1 protein-coding gene is annotated in these 1,385 nt (G+C 66.9%); it reads right to left on the bottom strand.

What is annotated here, in order from left to right; genetic code table 11:
• A partial coding sequence (locus ABZY31_RS31235; protein WP_356417067.1) for a SpoIID/LytB domain-containing protein occupies positions 1–1,212 on the bottom strand: 1,212 nt, incomplete at its 3' end.
• Positions 1,213–1,385: the final 173 nt, after the last annotated feature.

Raw genomic sequence — 1,385 nt, 5'->3', positions numbered from 1 at the left:
CTGCCACCCGCCATTGGCCACCCAGTCGTTCGCCACACTGCCATTGGCATCGATGAAGAACAGGTGATCACCATTGGCACTCATCGCCAGAGGCGAATCCGAACGCGCCTGACCACCCGTGGCCGCCGGTCCCGACCAGGCACCGTTGGCAACCCAGTCATTGACCACATTGCCGCTGGTGTCGACGAAGGCCACCATCGTGCCCGCCGCATTGGTCACCAACGGAGAACCGGCCCGCGCCTTCCCACCGGTCGCCGACGGACCCTGCCAGGCACCGTTGCTCACCCAGTCATTCATCACGTTGCCATTGGCATCGATGAAGAAGGCGTGATCGGAATTCGCATTGAGGACCACCGGCGAATCGGACCTCGCCTTGCCGCCCAGGCCGGACGGACCCTGCCACCCGCCGTTGCTCACCCAGTCATTCGCCAGATCACCATTGGCGTCCACGAACGCCACATGCGTCCCCGCCGCATCCATCGATACGGTGCCGAAGTTGGTCATCCCACCACCGCCGGAGATCGAGATGCCGGGGTAGTAGGTGGAAAGGATCGGCTGCCAGGTCTGGCCCGCGAGGGCGCAGTTCTGGGAGCCCCACTGGCTGAGGGTGTTCGGGTAGCGGGAGAGGCCCGAACCGCAGGACTCGGAGCTGCTGCCCGTCAGCGTGGCCTGGTAGGAGGCCTGGAAGATCGAGCCGCTCTTGGTCATCACCGAGTTCCAGGTCGCTTCCACGGCGGCGTTGGTGGAAGCGGTGGCCCGACCGGGTATGTAGCGCTGGTAGTTGATCGAGTCGTCGACGTTGTAGCAGCTACCGCCGTACGTCCCGCCGCGCCAGTTGTTGACCCAGTACCAGGCGTAGGTCTTGGCCGCCATCGCACCGGCTCGCAGCGAGTCGGACTGCCAGGAAGCACTCCACTCCCCTGGCAGCACGTCCTTGATGTAGGACTGGAACGGGACGGTGATCACACCGGTCTCGGTGCCCGCGACCGGGCCGCCGGCGCTCGTGTGCTGGGCGTATTGAAGCACCCGGATCGTGGACGGCGGCGTGGTGTTGGACGAGTAGCCACCGCAGTTCGAGGCCGCCGTCGTTGCTGCGGCGGCCGCAGCATTCGACACCGGCGAGGCGGCCGCGGGGGCCAGCGTCGCGGTGCACGCGGCCGCAAACGCCGCCACTCCGCATATGAGCTGACGCGATCGACGGATAACAGACATTCCGAGTCCTTCACTTGGGGCCGCGTCGGCCGAGCAGGTCGGCCGACGCGGCGGGAACTGGGGTGCGTGATGGGGCTACGGGCTGGTCAGCGGCTGGTGCCGCCGATGCCGGCGGGGCCCTGCCACGCGCCGTTGCTCACCCAGTCGTTCGCGATGCTGCCGTTGGCGTCGAC

Origin of the sequence: Streptomyces sp. NPDC006529, assembly GCF_040611795.1 — a bacterium.
Lineage (GTDB): Bacteria > Actinomycetota > Actinomycetes > Streptomycetales > Streptomycetaceae > Streptomyces.
Note: the sequence above shows the minus strand (reverse complement) of the source record. Positions and strands in the feature narration are given on the sequence as shown.